The organism is Fodinibius saliphilus (genome assembly GCF_005869845.1).
Taxonomy (GTDB): domain Bacteria; phylum Bacteroidota; class Rhodothermia; order Balneolales; family Balneolaceae; genus Fodinibius; species Fodinibius saliphilus.
On sequence record NZ_VAWF01000001.1, the window covers coordinates 539,357 to 555,501 of the forward strand.

General features: G+C 37.9%; 14 protein-coding genes. All 14 read left to right on the plus strand.

All coding sequences use genetic code 11. From position 1 onward, the window contains the following. Window positions 1-128: 128 nt before the first annotated feature. The 14 genes from FCN14_RS02170 to FCN14_RS02235 all read left to right on the plus strand — a co-directional run bounded on the left by FCN14_RS02170 (window position 129) and on the right by FCN14_RS02235 (window position 16,112). The gene (locus FCN14_RS02170; protein WP_138429451.1) at window positions 129-2,645 is read left to right on the plus strand and encodes a leucine-rich repeat domain-containing protein; all 2,517 of its coding nucleotides are present in this window, start codon (window positions 129-131) and stop codon (window positions 2,643-2,645) included. A 186-nt stretch (window positions 2,646-2,831) separates the two neighbouring features. Then, complete coding sequence (locus FCN14_RS02175) at window positions 2,832-4,148, plus strand: leucine-rich repeat domain-containing protein (RefSeq protein ID WP_138429452.1); 1,317 nt, start codon at window positions 2,832-2,834, stop codon at window positions 4,146-4,148. 180 nt (window positions 4,149-4,328) lie between these two features. Beyond that, window positions 4,329-5,219: a sulfotransferase family protein gene (locus tag FCN14_RS02180; RefSeq protein ID WP_138429453.1), complete on the plus strand. Its 891-nt coding sequence runs from the start codon at window positions 4,329-4,331 to the stop codon at window positions 5,217-5,219. 301 nt (window positions 5,220-5,520) lie between these two features. Then, window positions 5,521-6,561 carry a glycosyltransferase gene (locus FCN14_RS02185; protein WP_281280650.1) on the plus strand — a complete coding sequence of 347 codons (1,041 nt, stop codon included), beginning with the start codon at window positions 5,521-5,523 and terminating at the stop codon, window positions 6,559-6,561. Further along, a complete protein-coding gene (locus FCN14_RS02190) occupies window positions 6,558-7,784 on the plus strand; it encodes a glycosyltransferase (RefSeq protein ID WP_138429455.1) in 1,227 nt (408 codons plus the stop codon). Before FCN14_RS02185 ends, FCN14_RS02190 begins: the two co-directional genes overlap by 4 nt. Then, entirely contained in the window at window positions 7,781-9,037 is a 1,257-nt protein-coding gene (locus tag FCN14_RS02195) for a glycosyltransferase family 4 protein (RefSeq protein ID WP_138429456.1), read from the plus strand. Before FCN14_RS02190 ends, FCN14_RS02195 begins: the two co-directional genes overlap by 4 nt. Next, complete coding sequence (locus FCN14_RS02200; RefSeq protein ID WP_138429457.1) at window positions 9,034-10,170, plus strand: ATP-grasp domain-containing protein; 1,137 nt, start codon at window positions 9,034-9,036, stop codon at window positions 10,168-10,170. The genes FCN14_RS02195 and FCN14_RS02200 overlap by 4 nt, the downstream gene beginning before the upstream one ends. Then, window positions 10,167-10,775 carry a haloacid dehalogenase-like hydrolase gene (locus FCN14_RS02205; protein WP_138429458.1) on the plus strand — a complete coding sequence of 203 codons (609 nt, stop codon included), beginning with the start codon at window positions 10,167-10,169 and terminating at the stop codon, window positions 10,773-10,775. The genes FCN14_RS02200 and FCN14_RS02205 overlap by 4 nt, the downstream gene beginning before the upstream one ends. Before the next feature lie 12 nt (window positions 10,776-10,787). Further along, window positions 10,788-11,663 carry a DUF3473 domain-containing protein gene (locus FCN14_RS02210; protein ID WP_138429459.1) on the plus strand — a complete coding sequence of 292 codons (876 nt, stop codon included), beginning with the start codon at window positions 10,788-10,790 and terminating at the stop codon, window positions 11,661-11,663. 24 nt (window positions 11,664-11,687) lie between these two features. Then, window positions 11,688-12,566, plus strand: a complete 879-nt coding sequence (locus FCN14_RS02215; RefSeq protein ID WP_138429460.1) for a hypothetical protein — start codon at window positions 11,688-11,690, stop codon at window positions 12,564-12,566. 42 nt (window positions 12,567-12,608) lie between these two features. After that, window positions 12,609-13,736 carry a hypothetical protein gene (locus tag FCN14_RS02220; RefSeq protein ID WP_138429461.1) on the plus strand — a complete coding sequence of 376 codons (1,128 nt, stop codon included), beginning with the start codon at window positions 12,609-12,611 and terminating at the stop codon, window positions 13,734-13,736. Window positions 13,737-13,853: 117 nt separating this feature from the next. Beyond that, window positions 13,854-14,861 (plus strand): sugar-transfer associated ATP-grasp domain-containing protein, encoded by a 1,008-nt coding sequence (locus tag FCN14_RS02225; protein ID WP_138429462.1) that lies wholly within the window; start codon window positions 13,854-13,856, stop codon window positions 14,859-14,861. 10 nt (window positions 14,862-14,871) lie between these two features. Then, entirely contained in the window at window positions 14,872-15,480 is a 609-nt protein-coding gene (locus FCN14_RS02230) for a sugar transferase (RefSeq protein WP_138429463.1), read from the plus strand. Next, window positions 15,480-16,112 carry an LbetaH domain-containing protein gene (locus tag FCN14_RS02235; protein WP_138429464.1) on the plus strand — a complete coding sequence of 211 codons (633 nt, stop codon included), beginning with the start codon at window positions 15,480-15,482 and terminating at the stop codon, window positions 16,110-16,112. Before FCN14_RS02230 ends, FCN14_RS02235 begins: the two co-directional genes overlap by 1 nt. The last annotated feature ends 33 nt before the right edge of the window (window positions 16,113-16,145 follow it).

Sequence of the window (16,145 nt, forward strand, 5' to 3'; positions counted from 1 at the left end):
GCATTTACTGGACTTACAATAAAAAGAAAGAAAAAAGTCTTTCGATTTATTACAAAAAATTTAAGAAAAAGATCCAGTAGTAAGAAAAATAAATTCTTACGATCTAATTACCCCAAATATCTACAGATATGAAAACGTCTATAATATACCTGGCGACGGCTATTGTTATGCTTGCTGCCTTCGTTCAATGTAAGAAAACACCAACAACTATAAATTCGGAATCTTCAAATACACAAATTAAGCCTGAACTTTCTGCACCTTCCCAGAATGATGATGTTCAGGGTACAACAGTCCAATTATTCTGGGAAAAAATATCTAATGCTGATGAATATAACCTTCAGGTATCAAAATCATCCAACTTTACTTCAACCTATGCAGATACAATTGTTAATGATACCACGCATACCTTAACATCACTTTCCGAAGAAACAACTTATTATTGGAGAGTACATGCTGTAAAACATGTTGGCAATAATAAAAAAACTAAAAAGGTGGGAAATTGGTCTAATACTTGGCAGTTTACCACAGGAAGCAGTACAACTATTACTGTAAATCTTACTTCACCTGATGATGGATCAGTAGTTTCAACTCAAAGCCCTCAACTAGAATGGGAGTCTGTGGCTGCTACTTCTACATATGAATATCAGATTTCTACTAATTCAGATTTCACCTCTATTGTTAAAGACTCGGTAATTGATAAAACATCAATAAAAACTCCCGAACTTAGTGATGGCAAGGAATATCACTGGCGTGTACTTCCGGTAGTGGATGACGGTAGCGGTGAATGGTCCAATAACTGGTCTTTTACTGTTGAGATGTCTTCATCTACAGCTGTTGTTAACTTATTGTCTCCAACTGATGGAGCAACAGGCGTATCTACATCTCCCTCTTTTAAATGGGAATCATTATCAGGAATAAGTGATTATCAGCTACAACTTGCTGAAACCAGTGATTTTGCTACTACAACGATTGATAAACTCATAGCTGATACCACTTATGCAGCAAACGGATTAAAAAGTGGACAACAGTATTACTGGAGAGTTCAGTCGGACGGTGACGGTGATACCGGGAATTGGTCTACTACATACACCTTTACTACCGAATCATCCACTGAGCCCTTGCCTGCTCCAACTTTAGTTACGCCAACTGATGGTGCCACAGGTGTTTCAGTACAGCCCACTTTTGAATGGCAATCTGTTACTGGTGCCGATTACTATGAGCTACATGTAAGTTATGATAATCAGATGGCTATAGAAACGCAGGTTACTGGAAATACTTATACTCCTTCCTCTACTCTGAATTCAGGAACAATTCATTATTGGAGAGTTCGAGCAGTTAAAGATGGTGTTAACGGTGAATGGTCAACAACTTATGATTTTACCACTGAATCATCATCATCTGGTGGTGTAACAGGTGATCGCCAGGCCTTGATGGATTTGTATAATGCGACGGACGGCGATAATTGGGTTGACAATTCCGGTTGGGGCAGCGGTGATCCCTCTGATTCTTGGTACGGAGTACAGGTAGATGCCAACGGTCGCGTGGTCCGCCTGGACCTGTGGGATAACGGGCTGCAGGGTAGCCTGCCGGCCTCCATTGGAAACCTGACGAAGGTGAAGTACCTGAATTTAAAGAAGAACCAACTAACAGGCGACATTCCTTCGGAGCTAGGAAATATGGTGAGCTTGGAGTGGTTGCTTCTTGAAGGCAAAACCAAAGATAATGATTCAACAGGTCCGAAAGAGCCCCCACAGGATCTTACCAAGCCTTATCATCAAGGCAAACGGAATGAATCTACTAATCACTTTACAAGTTTACCCTCAACAATTGGAAATCTACAAAACCTAACCCGCTTTGAGCTTTCGGGTTCAGGCATATCGCAGATTCCATCAGAGGTATATGATATTACCTCTTTAGAAGGGTTGTATATGAGTCATAATTACAATGTGACGCATGGAATTGATTCCAAGGTTGGAAACCTTAGGAACTTGCGTCACTTTTATATGGCAGAAAATAATATGACAGGCGATCTGCCGTCTTCTATGTCTAATCTTACGAAATTGACTTATTTCACGATAGGCTCTTCGAGTCAAACATCCAACCAAAACAGTTTTACTGGAACGCTCCCTGATTTTAGCAATGCTACAGGGTTAAGGCAGTTTGTACTTAGCAAGAATGAATTAGGGGGAGATTGGCCTAAATATTGGAATAACGGTAATTTTACTCAACTAATCACCCTGTCGGGGCAATGGAATAATTTTACAGGTACTCTTCATGGGTTCAATAACTTGCCGTCCATCAGAAGTATCGTGCTGAATGGAAATAACTTAAGTGGTTCGCTTGATCCGCAACTTACGCAAATTGATCAAGGTGTTAAGATTGTCGCGCTGGGCTGGAATAACTTTAGTGGCGATATCCCCCAAGATGGGTATGGCTGGTACTATGATATGCGAAACTGGCGGTTGAATGACAATGATTTAACGGGACGTATACCCTGTGATTTATGGAATATGCTCAACAAAAGTGATAACCTGCGAAGGGTATACATGAATAATAGCGAGTTTGACAGTAATGCTACCAGCTGTATGGAAGAAGTAAGCAGCCCGGTGTTACAAACGATAAATGTCAGTGATAATAATTTCTAATCAACATATTTTTAAAAGTCTAATATACAGACGGTAGAATTGTATTCTACCCCCATTTGAGCCGGAATTGTCGTCATGCAATTCCGGCTTTTTATTTTATAATATTTAAGAAGCCCAGCTAAATTTTTCGTAGTGTGGTATTGTTTTTGATGTATTTATCAGTTAACCCAACTATGTCATAAAACTATGAAACTTCAGATCGGTGTTTTGTTGGTTCTTTTAATGAGCCTAAGTGCTATAGTGTTTGGCCAGAATAAAAGTGGTGTAACAGGTGATCGCCAGGCCTTGATGGATTTGTATAATGCGACGGACGGCGATAATTGGGTTGACAATTCCGGTTGGGGCAGCGGTGATCCCTCTGATTCTTGGTACGGAGTACAGGTAGATGCCAACGGTCGCGTGGTCCGCCTGGACCTGTGGGATAACGGGCTGCAGGGTAGCCTGCCGGCCTCCATTGGAAACCTGACGAAGGTGAAGTACCTGAATTTAAAGAAGAACCAACTAACAGGCGACATTCCTTCGGAGCTAGGAAATATGGTGAGCTTGGAGTGGTTGCTTCTTGAAGGCAAAACCAAAGATAATGATTCAACAGGTCCGAAAGAGCCCCCACAGGATCTTACCAAGCCTTATCATCAAGGCAAACGGAATGAATCTACTAATCACTTTACAAGTTTACCCTCAACAATTGGAAATCTACAAAACCTAACCCGCTTTGAGCTTTCGGGTTCAGGCATATCGCAGATTCCATCAGAGGTATATGATATTACCTCTTTAGAAGGGTTGTATATGAGTCATAATTACAATGTGACGCATGGAATTGATTCCAAGGTTGGAAACCTTAGGAACTTGCGTCACTTTTATATGGCAGAAAATAATATGACAGGCGATCTGCCGTCTTCTATGTCTAATCTTACGAAATTGACTTATTTCACGATAGGCTCTTCGAGTCAAACATCCAACCAAAACAGTTTTACTGGAACGCTCCCTGATTTTAGCAATGCTACAGGGTTAAGGCAGTTTGTACTTAGCAAGAATGAATTAGGGGGAGATTGGCCTAAATATTGGAATAACGGTAATTTTACTCAACTAATCACCCTGTCGGGGCAATGGAATAATTTTACAGGTACTCTTCATGGGTTCAATAACTTGCCGTCCATCAGAAGTATCGTGCTGAATGGAAATAACTTAAGTGGTTCGCTTGATCCGCAACTTACGCAAATTGATCAAGGTGTTAAGATTGTCGCGCTGGGCTGGAATAACTTTAGTGGCGATATCCCCCAAGATGGGTATGGCTGGTACTATGATATGCGAAACTGGCGGTTGAATGACAATGATTTAACGGGACGTATACCCTGTGATTTATGGAATATGCTCAACAAAAGTGATAACCTGCGAAGGGTATACATGAATAACAATAGGTTCAGCAGTAATGCTACCAGCTGTATGAAAGAAGTAAGCAGCCCGGTGTTACAAACAATTAGTATTAGTGGGAATAATTTTTAGGTGAAAATTAACCAAGTGAAGTTCTTGCCAATTTGCAACTAGTATATAGAATAACGCCTACTAAATAGTGAGACTTTTAAAATTTGGCATAGCTCTTGTGGCATATAGTTAAAAGATGATGATATGCGATTACCAAGATATGAGAGATATCGAAACTGTAATATAACCAGTTAACCACTTATGCCAGACAATCTGAAATCACCAATTATTTTTTTTGGATTTGGTAGGTCAGGTACCACAATCATTTCCAATATTGTTTTCAGGCACCCCAAATTAGCATGGGTTTCCAATTATCAAGACAAGCTTCCCCAATACCGATCAATAAACGTACTTAGAAATATTCAAGATAATTCTTTGTGGAGAATAAAAAAGCCTAACAATGCCCACCTAGTTTCCTTTTTTTTTAAGTTCTTATTTTTACCAAGTGAGTCATATTCATTTTGGAATTGGGTAACAAAAAGAGAGTTCGGAAGGAGTTTCTTTTGGGAGATGACAGAAACAGAAAATAGAAATGCTATTCGTGAGGTATGCAGTAATATTGTCAAATACCAAAAACGTGAAAGGTTTTCATTTAAAATAACAGGGCCTTCGCGGTTAGAATATTTACACAGTATTTTTCCCGATGCAAAGTTTGTTTGGATAAAGAGAAGTCCGTTACCCAATATCAGGTCCCTTTTGAACATAGATTTTTTTCAAGACCGCAAACATGAATTGTGGTGGAAAGGGGATGTATATTCGAGTAAAGAGTTGAAAGAAATAAAAAACTGGAATGGGCAAGCCGAGCTTATAGCTGCCATCCAATATTATAAGGTACATGAAGTATTTCAGCTTGAAAGACAAAAACTCAACATCGAAAAAAATATATATGTATTACAGTATGAAGACTTTATTAAAAACAGTGATAGGGAGATGAAAAACCTTTTAGAATTTCTAAACCTTGATTACCATGATAATGTCAAAAGCTACTTACGTGATAGGGAGATTTATAATGCAAATAGAAAACAAGAATTCTATCTCTCTTCAGAGCTTGATGACCTCGTATTAAAAATAGCAACAGAGGGAATAGGATAAGATCTTGGTATCCCATTTTCTGGGCATAAAAACAGAGAGTGCAATAAAAGTGGGCTATGAACATATAGAGTAATATTTACTCAAACCGTTGACTAAAAATAACCCAATTTAGCTGGATTGGCTAAGGGGAGGTGTCTTAGTACGGCTTAACTCATAAGCTAAAAAATGGCACAACTCTTGTAATAAGTATTAGTGATGATTTACGTGTTTTTGGGTCGATATTTATTGGCTTATCCCAAATTGTTTTTAAAAAACTATGAGAAAAATTTGCTTAGTCATTCCATCATTACAGTCGGGAGGGATGGAGAGAGTAATGTCGGAATTAGCGAAATACTTTGCACAAAGAAGAGGGATAGAAGTCCATTTAATACTGTATGGAAAAAAGCGAGATATCTTTTTCTCCATACCGAATGGTATAAAAATTCACAGGCCATCATTCGACTTTAAAAGTACAAACAGAACAATCAGTACGCTTAAAACGATATATTTTGTACGAATGAAAGTAAAAGAATTACAACCGGACGCGATACTTAGTTTTGGGGAGTACTGGAACAATTTTGTGCTACTTTCTTTGCTTGGTGTAAATATACCGATTGTAATTTCAGACCGATGTAAGCCAGATAAATCTCTGGGTATATTTCAAGACATCTTGCGGAAATGGTTGTATCCATCCGCTGCAGGAATGGTAGCACAGACCTCGAGGGCAAAAGATATTTACCGCAGACAAAAATTAAACAAAAATATAAAGGTAATTGGGAATCCTATTTTTAAAGTTACTCCGAATTGTAAATCACACAATAAGGAGAATATTGTATTAACTGTTGGAAGACTCATCAAGACAAAACATCACGATAGACTGATTAAGATTTTTGACAAAATATCTTCTTCGGATTGGAAGCTTGTTATCGTAGGAGGAGATGCACTAAAACAGCAAGGTATGCAGAGGCTTAAAAAATTAGCTGGCGATTTGAATATTAAAGGAAATGTAGAATTTACAGGCACGGTTTCTGATATAGAATTATACTATAAGAAAAGTAAGATATTTGCCTTTACATCTAGCTCTGAAGGGTTTCCTAATGTGATTGGCGAGGCCATGTCGGCCGGTTTGCCAGTGATCGCTTATGATTGTGTGGCTGGTCCCTCCGATTTAATTGATGATGGGAAAAATGGTTTTTTAATCCCGCTATTTGATGATGATCAGTATTCAAAAAAATTACAGCACCTGTTAGATGATGAGCACCTTCGATTAAAGATGGGAAAACATTCTAGAGAAAAAGTAGAACAATATTCTACTAAAACAATTGGGGAGCAGTACTATTCATTTATCCTTAAAATGTTATGAAGATCCTTCAAATAAATAGTTCAGTCAATACTACCAGTACTGGGAGAATTGCTGAAGAAATAGGACAGGCCCTTCAAAAACAGGGTCATGAGAGTTTTATTGCTTCTAAAAAGGTGGGGCCAGGGGGGAGCACCTCTAATCTCATTCACCTTGGGAACAAGTATGATGAGTATGCTCACGCCTTAAAAACAAGGCTCTTCGATCGTCATGGGTTTGGATCTAAAAGAACCACACAAGCTTTTTTAAGAAAGTTAAAGGAGATTAGTCCTGATGTAATAGGTCTTCATAACTTACATGGGTATTATCTGAATGTAGAAGGGCTGTTCAACTATTTGAAAGAAGTACAAAAACCTGTGGTTTGGACGCTACATGATTGTTGGCCTTTTACCGGGCATTGTAGCTTTTTTGATTATGTCTCCTGCGAAAAATGGAAAACAGAATGCCGGAATTGTCCTTTATCTGATAAATACCCTGCCAGCTGGTTTATGGATCAATCGAGGAGAAATTTTTATCACAAAAAAAAGTTATTCAATGGGATACAAGATCTGACAATTATTACGCCAAGCCAATGGTTGGCTACGTTGGTGAAACAGTCATTTCTGGGGGGGTATGCAGTCGAAGTTATAAATAATGGTATTGATCTTGAAAAATTTTGGCCTACTAATGCGGATAATATTAATAACCGCTATAACCTATTTGGCAAAAAGGTGCTTTTGGGCGTAGCCAGTGTATGGGATCGAAGAAAGGGGTTAAAGTACTTTCTTGAACTAAGCAAAAAATTAGATGATAGTTTTAAAATAATTCTGGTTGGCTTACCCGAAGTTGAAATTAACCGATTGCCGGAGAATATAATAGGAATTCAGCGAACAGAAAGCCTGGAAGAACTGGTATCCTTTTACAGTGTTGCAGATGTTTTTGTAAATCCTACACTCGTAGATAATTTTCCAACTACCAACCTTGAGGCACTTGCATGCGGTACTCCTGTAATTACCTTTGATACCGGCGGAAGCCCAGAATCTATCGATGAGGATACGGGTATGGTTGTAGAGAAAGGCAATTTAAAGAAGCTACTTGAGGCTATTAAAGTGGTATGCAGCAAATCAGAAAGATACCGTGAAGCTTGTAGAAATCGAGCGATAACTCATTATGACAAGAAAGAGAGATATTACGATTACGTAAATCTCTACGAAAAAACATTGGTTAAAAAACACGCTTTGAAATGAATATTTGGACTATCTCATTATTTGATCCCACCCCTTATGATAACGTAGGGAACCTCCGATTTATACAGATTGCAAATGCTGCGATTAAGGGAGGGCATCAGGTTACGCATTTTACAAGTACGTTCAGGCATACTTCTAAGAAACAGCGGTTTAATAAAGATACAACGCTCCCTATCGAGCCCGGTTATAGCGTTGAATATATACGATCTAAGGGATATAAAAAGAATATATCAATCAAGAGAATTTTTGCCCATCGTGATTTTGCCCAACAACTCATTGACTCACTAGCAGGACGTCACAAGCCGGATATCATTTTCATTAGTATGCCACCTATTGTTTCTGCAGCCAGGGTAGTAGAATGGGCAAGTGAGAATGATATTCCTATAGTCGTTGATATTATAGATCCTTGGCCAGATTCATTTATCAAAGATGTTCCAAATGCCTTAAAACCGCTAAGTCGTGTTTTTATCCAGCCTTTTTATAATAGGGTAAGAGGAGTCTTTAGGAATGCTGATGCTGTAACATCAATTTCCAACGGGTACTTAGATTGGGCTAAATCTCAGTGTAAAACAATTAGACAAACAAAATGTTTTTACCCAGCCCAAGACTTAGAGGCGATTCAATCAAAAATAGAAGATTTTAAAAAGACTGAAAGCAGGAATGAGGAAGTTTTGAGGATTATTTATGTGGGAAGTCTGGGCAGTTCCTATGACATCCCAGCGATCGTAAAAGCGTCTGAAATAATGGATAAAAAACACCCTGGCCAAACAGAGTTCATCGTGGCGGGTGTTGGGCCTCAGTCAGAAATTGTTGAAGAGTATCAGAAGAAACTGGGAAATCTACAATACCTGGGATGGATATCAGACGAAGAATTGATTAGGCAATACTTTTTATCGGATCTCGGGTTAATTCAACACAAAAATAATTTTACCCAGACCGTTACCTATAAGTTATTCAGTTATTTAAGTGCCGGACTGCCCATTTTAAATTCGTTGCAGAGTGAAATGGCTGATATAATTTCTGAAAATAATGTAGGGCTAAATAATATGAATGGTGATTATAAGAAGCTGGTAAAAAATATTGAGTACTTCCTCTATAACAGGGATCAGCTTCAGCTGTACAAACAGAATGCGATAGCACTTACGAAAGAGAAAGGAGATTCAAATTCGGTTTATGGGGAGATGATAGCGTTTTTTGAAGAAATAGCGGGTACAAGAGTAGCTGAACTGCAAAAAGAATTGGAAAAATTATGAAAGTTATCATTACACATGCGGGATCCCGTCAAGCCTTTGATGTGATAAACATTCTTAAGAGAGAGTACGGGTTGGAGACTATTTTATTTTCCAAGCCCGGCAAAACGCTGTACTTGTCGTTGGTATATAGGCAGAAAGTCAATCGCTTGGATTGTGAGATGTATGAAAATTTCAGAGCCGATTTTGAAAAGGTATTAAACCGCTACAAAGGGGAAAAGCTGTATTATATGGCGATTTCAGAAAAGGCGACCTTGCATTTTTATGATTATGTGAAAGAGAGGCCTTCAACCAATATATCTTACCTGTTGCCTGAGAAAGAAGTATTTGAACTGACAAGAAATAAGGATGAGTTTCAACAATTTTGTGAAATGAATAGGCTGCCGGTCCCGAGGTCGTACGATAAGATGGGAGTGGAAGAGCTCGCTGCTTCATTTAATCCCGTAGTTGCCAAAAAGAAAATTGGTGCCGGATCAATGGGGATGAAGTATGTTGAAACGAAAGACCAGATCCATCTTTTGGATGACATCAATTATGATTCCTATTTGATACAGGAAAAGATAGAGAGCAGTCAAAATATACACGGTGGGTTCTTTTTGAGCGAAAAAGGGAAAGTACATGTGTATCATGGACATTTTAGGATCAGAACCTTTCCTGAAAATGGCGGTGTTACTGTGTTTTCCAAAGCCGATTTAAATGAGGAGTTAAAATCGATAGGGACAAAGGTATTAAAGAAATTGAATTGGAGCGGTTTTGCGATGATTGAATTTATGTTTGATCAAAATAGCAAGGAGTGGAAAATTATAGAGTTAAATCCTCGACTGTGGGGGTCCGTAATGCTTTCAGAGTTTTGTAATTCTTCTATGCTCATTAATTACGTACGCCTTTGTCAAGGCAAACCATTACGAAAGAAAAGGGTGGCTACGGATAGGTATATTCGCTGGTTTTTCCCATTTGAGATAGTCAGCTTTTTAAAAGGGAGACTGGGATTAACCGATTTTTTCAATATCCAAAATGACAAAACCTGTTATATCAATTTCACATACAGCGGCTGGGGTGCTGCCCTCCTTTATCTCCTGTACTTTACGTTTAACGGGAATTCAATTAGTCGTTTTTTTAAAAAAATATTTCCATGAATGATCAACTAATTGTCTTTGATTTTGATAAAACCATGACTGAAAAGGATACCGTACTTGGCTTTTATAAAGAGGCATCCACAGTTAAACTGCTATATTGTCTTAAGCTGCCACTGTTATACCTGTTTGCCCTATTGACGAAATTGAATGTTATAACGAATACTGAGTTAAAGCGGTTGGGTATTAAGCTTTTTTTACGTGGGTTAAAAAGAGAGAAATTGGAAAAGGTGGCAAGCGATTATTCAACGAAAATTAAATTGAATGAGGTATATCGGGATGACTTTGGTAGATATCCGCCTGAAAAAGTGGTCATTATGTCTGCTTCTTATCAAACCTATCTAAAACCATTGTTTCCAAATCACCGGGTAGTAGGATCTGAGCTACTGTTCGATTCATCATCACAAGTTGCTGATCTTCATATCAATATGTATGGAGAGCAAAAAAAGAAGTGGCTAAACAATCAGGGCATAGATGAAATAGATATTCTTTTTACGGATAGTTATTCAGACAAACCATTGATGGATATTGCTAAAAATGTGGTTATGGTCAAAAACGGGGAGAAAGAATTACTTAAACAGAATAAAGATGATCTATTTTATAGTTAGTAGCTGATTATTATGGATAAAAAACCGAAATCTGTATTTACTGTTGATGTTGAGGATGGCATCAGTATTGCCATGCGTGATGCTTTTTCTGTGAATTCACCTCAAACATCCCGGGTGGTATCACTGACTAACAGGATCTTGGAATTACTGGCTGAACATCAGGTGAAAGGTACATTCTTTGTGTTGGGACAGGTTGCTGAAAAATTTCCGAATCTGGTTAAAAAGATAGCTACAGAAGGTCATGAGCTGGGAGTACATGGTTACAATCACTTGCAATTTCATAAAATGACACCCGAACAGGCATTTCAAGAGTTGAGCAGTGCGAAAAAGTTAATTGAAGATATTTCTGGACTAGAGGTGTTTGGGCATCGGGCTCCTGCATTTTCAATTTCCCCGGATACTCAATGGGGACTGGATGTCATTGCTGAAGTAGGCTTTACCTATGATAGCAGTATTATGCCTATTAACGGAATTAGGTATGGGTGGGCTGGTTTCCGAAAAGGCATACATTCCATAATAACCCCTTCCGGGAAGGAACTGATTGAGATACCGTTGAGTACTGTCAACATTTTAGGTAAAGAAATACCGGTTTGCGGGGGTGGGTACCTGCGATTGTTCCCCTATTGGGTTACTAAAATGGCCCTGGAGAAAATACAAGAGGAACGACCGGTGGCACTATATTTGCATCCCTATGAATTGGATACCGAGAAGTATCCCGATTACTATTTTGAGCAGCTAAAAAAAGCTACACTTTTGAAAAGATACAAGATGAAATCGATGTGGATAAACAGAAAATCAGTTTATCCCAAGTTATCAAAGCTATTACAGCGTTATGAATTTGATACAGCGTTTAATCTAGTTAGATGCCGGTCACCAATTGAAAAGTAACTTTTAATTGAAAAGACTTTCAAAATGGGTAAGAAGACAATTATATATATATCTGGTCAAGGTTTTATAGGTTCAACACTCTTAGACATACTTCTAGGTGCAAAAAAAGATGCCTTCAGTGCTGGAGAACTTATTTTCTTCCCTCAAAAAGGAATTAAAAATCAAGAGTACTGTTCATGTGGAAAAAAAGTTCCAGAATGTGAAGTTTGGTCAAATATTTACAAAGAATGGGAAAAGAAACGAAATCTAAAGCTAGATGAATATATTGAAATACAAAGATATTTAACCAGCTTAAAAAAAATTATATCATCTATTGTAAAATTAGTTATCCCTAGAAAGAAAATTAACTATTTCATTGATGATACCTATGAGCTATATAATGCAATATTTTCGGTTACAAATTCGAACATTATTATAGATTCTTCCAAATCACCGCTTAATATATTGATCTTAAAAAAAAATAATTTTGATTTACATGTTGTTCATTTAGTAAGACGTTTTGGTGATATACTGAATTCAAATAAAAAAAGAGCTGAAAAGAATTTAAAGAAAGGGATTGAACATGAAATAGTTCCAAATAGTACTTCCTATGTTTTTTTAAATTGGGTTATTAAGAATTTAATAACAATCGGTTTTTCGAGAGGGGTTAGGTACAAGAGAATAAAGTATGAGGATATTGTTGCTACTCCTGAAGAACAAATATCTTATATCCTAAATAACAAATTTGATTATAAAAAAATATTGAATAGGCGAGGCCCTTTCTACCCAAAGCATTTAGTTGCTGGGAATAAAATACGTATGGAGGATGAAATATTTATTTCTGAAAAGCCAATGCATACAGAATACCATAGATTAAACGGTAAAGAGAAATTATTTGCCAGACTTATTGATCAATTTTATTGATTTAATCAATATTCAGCAAGTTGTGAAAGAACAACAATGATTATGAATGCAAGAAACATATTATTACAAAATGCAAAAAACCTATTAGGCTGGCGTACAGATCGTAAGATCGTAGTATTTGCAGTTGATGATTATGGAAATGTACGATTGCATTCAAAAGAAGCCCGTCAAAAGCTGGACATGGCAGGTTTGCCGACATATAACCGGTTTGATGCTTTCGATTCACTGGAAACAAAGCAGGACCTGGCTATACTTTACGAAACATTGAGCTCGGTTAACGATAAAAATGGTCGGAATGCAGTTTTTACTGCTTATACTGTGCCATGTAATATCAATTTTGAGAAAATAGCGGAGACCAATTACGAAGAATACCACTATGAAGTTATTTCAGAAACGTATCAAAAATTGGCTACTTCGGATGCGTCTGCCTACAAGGGGGGCTGGGAATTATGGAAAGAGGGTATTGAAAAGGGGTTGATGGTTCCACAGTTCCACGGTAGAGAACATCTGAACGTCAACTTATTTAATGAAAAGCTAGAAGCTGAAGATCATGATCTAATGACCTGCTTAAAGAATAGATCTTTCACTAGTATTAAAAGCAATGAAGACAAGCTTATTTCGCCCATGGCTGCATTTGATTTTTGGCAATTTAAAGAAAATGAGCATTTCCATGGCATTCTGGAAGATGGTCTTATTCAGTTTGAAAATGTATTTGGAACTCGGGCTCAGAATTTTACTCCGCCGGTTTATAGTGCTCACCCTGTTCTACATAAAACATTAAAAAAACATGGTATTCGTTTTGTAGATATGGCTATGATTTCAAGTGTGCATCAGGGGCAAGGAAAATTTGATAAAAAGTTTAACTATACGGGAAAGAAGAATGATGAGGGCCTTTGTCTAATTGTTAGAAATGTAGTTTTTGAGCCATCAGCTAACTATGATATTGATTGGCCATCCTATGTTATGCAACAAATTGAGGCAGCTTTCCGCTGGAATCGGCCTGCAGTAATTAGTTCACATAGGGTGAATTTTTGTGGGCATATCAACGAAGATAATCGCAAGAAGGGGGTAAAGGCACTACATGAACTGCTAAAAAGAATAACAGACCGTTGGCCGGAAGTAGAGTTTATGGCAGCGAATGAACTTGGTGAACTGATCGTATCGGAATGATAGTGATACAAATGATAATACGTAATAATACGGTATTATAATTTTAAATAACTTGGATAATTGCTAAATAGTAAGAGGTTATAAGTAGATATCCGAGATAAATAAAACAGGCTGGATATGAAATTAAAGAGAGTCATATATCTGGGGTATTATATTAAACAGCTGAATAGAACAGAGTTTCTACAATTTCTTGACTATACAAGTAAGGTGACTGGGAAGTCCAAAGTTGCAATTGTCGTTGACATGTTGAAATCTGTTTTTATCTATAATATTTCTGTGCTTGAGTACTTTCAGTTTCGTTTTTATAAACGGTCTAAAGGAGAGAGAAAATTATGGGCTGGAACGGGTTATATGTATGAATATCAGCTTAAAATGAATCCTCGTAACCGACGCCACATCCTTGAAGACAAAACATTGTTTTATAAGAATTATGGTGACTTTTTAATTCATACAGTTGCTGACAGGGAGGATCTCAAAAATTCGCCTGCGGTTGCTGAAACTATTCTCACTAATAAGTCTGGCAGGTTGGTATTTAAGCCTAAAGAGGGAAAGTGTGGCTTAGATATAGAAATAAGAAGATGTGAGGAGTTTAACCGAGAGGGTCTGATCAAGTATATGGAAATAAATGATTATGCACTGGTTGAGGAGTTTTTGGTTCAACACCCAGAACTAAAACGTCTTTCCCCCTCTGGGGTTAATACGGTACGAATTTTTACTCAGCTTAATGATAGAGATGAAGTCATAATACTGGGTTGTCGCTTACGAATTTCAGTGAATTCGCCGGTTGATAACATGGCAGCCGGTAATCTTGCTGCTCCCATCGATGAGGACACGGGGCGCTTAAGCGGACCGGGAGTCTATAGTGATATTACCAAAGATGAACGGATGTATCACCCGGTTACTAGTGTGAAAATACCGGGTTTCCAAGTTCCTTTTTGGGAGGAGACTATGCAGATGGTAAAGCATGCGGCACTCCATCATAAAGAAAATAGATCGATTGGCTGGGATGTGGTTATTACAAAGGAAGGTCCCGGTCTGATTGAAGGGAACCACGATTGGTGTAAGCTCTTATGGCAATTACCGGCCAAAGAGGGGTTGAAGTCGGCTTTAAAGCAGTATAATTAAAAAGAATAGCATGTTTTATCCTAAATATGGAAAGCGGTTTATTGATCTGATAGGCTCTCTTTTGCTGTTAATCGTGAGCTTGCCTATCCTGCTGATCACTTCATTTTTTTTATTTGCTCAAAATAAGGGAGGGGTATTCTATTATCAAAAGCGACCGGGTTTTAAAGAAAAGCCTTTTTATATAATAAAGTTCAAGACTATGACTGATCAAAAAGATGAGAAAGGGAATTTACTATCCAATTCAGAGCGGATTACAACAATTGGAAGATGGGTTCGAAAACTGTCGCTGGATGAATTGCCCCAGCTGTTAAATGTATTAAAAGGGGATATGAGCTTGATCGGTCCGAGGCCATTATTGATGAAATACCTGCCGTTATATTCTGATGAACAACACCAGAGACATGAGGTCAAACCCGGTATTACAGGTTGGGCCCAGGTTAATGGCAGAAATTCAATCAGCTGGGAAGAAAAGTTTACTCTTGATCTTTATTACGTTGATAATGTTTCTTTTCTGTTAGATGTAAGAATAGTGGGTCTTACTGTTTTAAAGATTTTGAAGAGGGAAGGAATTAATCAGTCTGACTCACAGACTATGCAACCATTTAAGGGTACCAAATAGTGGACAAAAAAAAACTGTATATCGTTGGCGCAGGCAGTGTTGGTGCTCACTTAGCATTAAATCTGGAGGAATATTCAGAGAGATACAAAGTAGAAGGTTTTTTTGATGATGATCCTCAAAAAATTGGTGCAGAACTGTATGGTAGCCAAGTAATTGGTCCTGTCAGTGATGTTTTAAAAATGAAAGGGGAGGCAATTGTAATTGGGATTGCTTTTCCGGATATAAAGCGAAGAATCGGTGATATAATTACGGCTAACACTACGCTTGTTTTTCCATCTTTTGTTCACAAAAATGCTTGGGTTTCAAAAGAAATATCTCTTGGTATGGGATGCTTGGTGTACCCAGGAACAGCAATTAATTATGGTTGTAAAATAAATGATTTTGTGTGTATTAACATGAACTGTTCTCTGGGCCACCATACAGAGGTAGGAAGGTATACAAGTTTTGCACCTGGTGTCAACACGGGTGGACACACCGCCATAAAGGAGGGAGTGGAATTAGGAATAGGATCTTCTACTGTGCAGGATATTACAATTGGTGCAGGTAGTACAGTGGGAGGGCAAAGTATGGTAATCACTGATGTGAGGAATTACACCACGGTAGCGGGTATTCCGGCAAAAGTGATCTCATAAAAAAATATCTCTTCTGCACAAATTTGTTATAAG

Bases quoted from the DNA above. Each gene is read 5' to 3' on its own strand.
- FCN14_RS02170 (WP_138429451.1), top strand. From the start codon at position 129: ATGAAAACGTCTATAATATACCTGGCGACGGCTATTGTTATGCTTGCT.
- FCN14_RS02175 (WP_138429452.1), top strand. From the start codon at position 2,832: ATGAAACTTCAGATCGGTGTTTTGTTGGTTCTTTTAATGAGCCTAAGT.
- FCN14_RS02180 (WP_138429453.1), top strand. From the start codon at position 4,329: ATGCCAGACAATCTGAAATCACCAATTATTTTTTTTGGATTTGGTAGG.
- FCN14_RS02185 (WP_281280650.1), top strand. From the start codon at position 5,521: ATGGAGAGAGTAATGTCGGAATTAGCGAAATACTTTGCACAAAGAAGA.
- FCN14_RS02190 (WP_138429455.1), top strand. From the start codon at position 6,558: ATGAAGATCCTTCAAATAAATAGTTCAGTCAATACTACCAGTACTGGG.
- FCN14_RS02195 (WP_138429456.1), top strand. From the start codon at position 7,781: ATGAATATTTGGACTATCTCATTATTTGATCCCACCCCTTATGATAAC.
- FCN14_RS02200 (WP_138429457.1), top strand. From the start codon at position 9,034: ATGAAAGTTATCATTACACATGCGGGATCCCGTCAAGCCTTTGATGTG.
- FCN14_RS02205 (WP_138429458.1), top strand. From the start codon at position 10,167: ATGAATGATCAACTAATTGTCTTTGATTTTGATAAAACCATGACTGAA.
- FCN14_RS02210 (WP_138429459.1), top strand. From the start codon at position 10,788: ATGGATAAAAAACCGAAATCTGTATTTACTGTTGATGTTGAGGATGGC.
- FCN14_RS02215 (WP_138429460.1), top strand. From the start codon at position 11,688: ATGGGTAAGAAGACAATTATATATATATCTGGTCAAGGTTTTATAGGT.
- FCN14_RS02220 (WP_138429461.1), top strand. From the start codon at position 12,609: ATGAATGCAAGAAACATATTATTACAAAATGCAAAAAACCTATTAGGC.
- FCN14_RS02225 (WP_138429462.1), top strand. From the start codon at position 13,854: ATGAAATTAAAGAGAGTCATATATCTGGGGTATTATATTAAACAGCTG.
- FCN14_RS02230 (WP_138429463.1), top strand. From the start codon at position 14,872: ATGTTTTATCCTAAATATGGAAAGCGGTTTATTGATCTGATAGGCTCT.